Below are 3215 nucleotides of genomic sequence, written 5' to 3'. Positions count from 1 at the left end.
GGGGGCGCGGACGAAGCCGCGGGCCTGCGCACCGGCCCCAGCGCGGGCACCGGGTGGCCGGACACCTCCGACAGGGCCTTGACCATCTCCTCGGTGGCGGTGGACCCGGTGTGGGCGGCGTCCAGGTCCTCGATGAGGTCCGACAGCACGTCGCATGCGCGGAGCATGACGTCGGTGGCGGTCTCGGTGGCCGTCTTGCCTTCGCGCTCGGCGCGCAGGACGTCCTCGGCGGCGTGCGCGAGCTGACCGATGGCGGCCAGGCCCAGCATGCGGGCCTCGCCCTTCATCGTGTGCAGTTCGCGCGCGACGTCGTCCGCGGCCTGATCCGCGGTCTCCTTCTCCAGGTCGATGACTCCCAGTTGGATCTTCTGGAGTCGGTCGGCCGTGACCTCCTGGAACTTCTTCAGGAGGGACTTTTTGAGGGCCTCGGTGTCCATGGGTGGCAGGCCGGGGGGCGCGTCTTCCGCGTCCCCCAACGCCTTGGTCTCCCCTCAGGAGAACGCCTAGTCGGCCTTGAAGCGCTTGATGAGCTCGGCGAGCCGGCCCGCAAGCTGGGTGAGCTCGGCGGCGGCCCCGGTGGCCTGCTTCGACGCCTGCGTCGTCTGACGGGTCACGTCCTCGATCTCCGCCATGGACGCCACCACCTGCTCGGTGGCCGTGCGCTGCTGCTGCGTGGCCAGGTTGATGACCCGGGCCGCGTCGCTCGTCTCCTGCACGCCGGCGAGGATGCCTTCCACGGCCTGCGCCGCCACCGCGCCCAGCTTCTCACCGGACTCCGTGGCGTGCTTGGACGCGTCCGCCGCGCCCGCCGCCGCGGCCGTGGCCTCGCGGATCTCCGTGATGAGGTTCTTGATCTCCTTGGTGGACTCCAGGACGTTCTCCGCCAGCCGGCGCATCTCCGCCGCGACGATGGAGAAGCCCTTGCCCGCCTCGCCCGCGCGGCTGCCTTCCAGCGCCGCGTTGAGCGCCAGCAGGTCGGAGCGGTCCGCGATCTCGTCGATGACCTCCACCACCGTGCCAATGCGCTCCACGCGCTTGGACAGCTTGGAGATGGAGTCCGCCACCGCGACGCCGTCGCTGCGGATCTGCTGCATGGCCTGGATGAACTCGCCAATCGCGCCGCGACCCGCGCGGGCCGCGCCCAGCGTCTCCTCCGCCACGCGCGCCACGCTGCCCGCGTTCTCCGCGATCTGCGCGGAGGCGTGCTTCAGCTCCTCCATGGTCGCGGTCGTCTCATGGATGGCCGCGGCCTGCTCGGTGGAGGACGTCTCGTGCTGCGTGGACGCCGCCAGCACCTGGTTGGCGGAGGACGACAGCCGCAGCGCGGCCTCGTTGATCTCCCGCACGAAGATGCGCAGCGTCTCAATGACCTTGCCGAAGCCCTCCAGGAGGGGCCCGAGCTGGGGGTCCTCGGTGGACGTGTTCCAGCGCGACAGGTCGCCTTCGCGCACCAGGATGATGAGCGAGTCGAGCGCCTGGTCGATCTCCTGCGCCGCCACCTGCTTGCGGTGCTCCGCGGAGGAGAAGTTCTCCAGCACCTGGTTGAGCAGGTGGCCGAAGCCGGTCGGGTCCGCCTGGACGCGGTCCTGGGGCACGCGCGCGTTGAGGTTTCCGGACAGCACCGCCATCAGCGTTTCGGTGAAGGGCTTGAGCGGATCAATGGCGTTGGCGGCGTCGGCGCCGGCCTTCGCGCCCGGGGACTTCTTGGCACCGCGGGACTTCGCCGCGGGCTTGTCGTTGGGGCTCTCCAGGGACATGTGTGTCAGTGCCTTCCTTGCGTCTTCAAGGTTTCCGCCAAATCAATGAGCAACACGGGCCGCTGGGAGACTTCATCCAGGCAGATGCCCACGGCATAGGGGGCCGCCGCCGCGGCTGCGGGCATGCGGCGTAACACGGCGAGCGCGACGGAGCGCACCCCGTTGACGGCGTCCACCTTCAGGTGGCCCTCGCCTTCCGGGGTGTCGAACACCAGCGCGCGCAGGCCCCGGTGCGGCAGGCCCAGGTCTCGCACGGTGAGGTCGTCCGGCAGCGCCCGGTCGATGCGCAGCACCTGCGAGGCGTCCGTGCCGTACTCGGAGTCGCCAATCTGGAAGAAGAGGATGTCCACCTCTCCCAGCTCCTCCGCGGAGCGATCGTCCGCGACACCGTTCACGTCGCCAGTGCTCATCGCACCACCGCGCGCTGACGGGCCGTCTGCAGGAGCTTGGAGAAGTTGAGCAGGTTGAGGCCGTCATGCGGGCCGCCGCCCGACACGATGCCCAGCAGGTGCTCGGCGGCCGCGTCGCCCCCCAGGGGCGGCGGGAGGATGTCGGAGACGGGCACGCGGCGCAGGCCCAGCACGGTGTCCGCCACCACGCCGGAGACGAAGCTGCCGCTGACGCCTACGAAGATGCGCGTGCGCGGACCGATGCGCGCTTCACCCTTGCTGAGGAAGCGCAGCAGGTCCACCACGGGCAGCACCTGACCGCGGTGGCCGGTGACGCCCATGATGAAGGACGGCGTGCGCGGCAGCGGCGTGAGCAGGCCGGCGCGCAGCACCTCGGTGACGTTCTCGCTGGGAACGCCGAAGCGCAGCTCTCCCACCCGGAAGCAGAAGAACTCCAGTTCGGGGCGGGCCTGAGCGGCCAGCGTGCGGTCCGGCGCCTGGCGAAGCGCGCGTTGGAGGGGAGTGGAGGTCGGGGTCAAGGCGCCGAAGTATCCTGGACAGGGTGAAAAAGGGTCAAGGGTCCATCCAAGACTGTCCGCCTGCTCGCCGTTTCGATGGTTCGCCGGGGGCCAAAGGTGTAGGGTTGAGGGCCGGGAGCCCCTGAGGAGGACGATGTCCCGCGTACTGGTCATTGACGACAGCCCGATGCTGCTGGAGCTCACGGTCCGCGCCCTGACGGCCGCCGGCTATGAGGCCGTGGGCGCGCCCGATCTGGCGACGCTCGACCAGAAGCTCGCCGAGGGCCCGTTCGCCCTCATCCTCATGGACGTCAACATGCCGGAGATGTTCGGCGATGACGTCGTCGAGTACCTGCGGCAGGTGAAGAAGGTCGTCGCCAAGCTGGTCCTCTACTCCGACATCTCGGAGGCGGAGCTGGACGCGAAGGTGAAGAACTCCGGCGCGGACGGCTACATCCTCAAGAGCGGCGGCCTGGAAGGCGTGCTCGGAGGCGTGATGGGGCTCATCGGCGCGCCCGCGCTGAACGTGCCCACCGCCGTCCCCCCTCCCC

At 70.0% G+C, this 3215-nt stretch carries 5 protein-coding genes; 1 reads left to right on the top strand and 4 read right to left on the bottom strand.

Annotated elements, in window-relative coordinates; genetic code table 11:
- From D7X12_RS40435 to D7X12_RS40420, 4 genes are all read right to left on the bottom strand, one after another.
- Positions 1-437 (bottom strand): Hpt domain-containing protein (locus tag D7X12_RS40435; protein ID WP_208719609.1); only part of this gene is annotated, 437 nt, incomplete at its 3' end.
- Between the two features lie 66 nt (positions 438-503).
- Positions 504-1757 (bottom strand): methyl-accepting chemotaxis protein, encoded by a 1254-nt coding sequence (locus tag D7X12_RS40430; RefSeq protein WP_120630443.1) that lies wholly within the window; start codon positions 1755-1757, stop codon positions 504-506.
- Positions 1758-1762: 5 nt separating this feature from the next.
- A complete protein-coding gene (locus D7X12_RS40425) occupies positions 1763-2167 on the bottom strand; it encodes a Frizzy aggregation protein FrzB (RefSeq protein ID WP_120616069.1) in 405 nt (134 codons plus the stop codon).
- Positions 2164-2685: a chemotaxis protein CheW gene (locus D7X12_RS40420; protein ID WP_120616070.1), complete on the bottom strand. Its 522-nt coding sequence runs from the start codon at positions 2683-2685 to the stop codon at positions 2164-2166. Before D7X12_RS40420 ends, D7X12_RS40425 begins: the two co-directional genes overlap by 4 nt.
- 133 nt (positions 2686-2818) lie before the next feature.
- Here D7X12_RS40420 and D7X12_RS40415 point away from each other — a divergent pair.
- Positions 2819-3215 (top strand): response regulator transcription factor (locus tag D7X12_RS40415; protein WP_147443972.1); only part of this gene is annotated, 397 nt, incomplete at its 3' end.

It is taken from the genome of Corallococcus sicarius (assembly GCF_003611735.1).
Taxonomy (GTDB): domain Bacteria; phylum Myxococcota; class Myxococcia; order Myxococcales; family Myxococcaceae; genus Corallococcus; species Corallococcus sicarius.
This window is presented reverse-complemented; position numbering and strand designations above follow the sequence as displayed.

What these genes read in the sequence shown, in the direction of transcription:
- D7X12_RS40425 (WP_120616069.1), bottom strand. Translation starts at nt 2,167, where the DNA reads ATGAGCACTGGCGACGTGAACGGTGTCGCGGACGATCGCTCCGCGGAG.
- D7X12_RS40430 (WP_120630443.1), bottom strand. Translation starts at nt 1,757, where the DNA reads ATGTCCCTGGAGAGCCCCAACGACAAGCCCGCGGCGAAGTCCCGCGGT.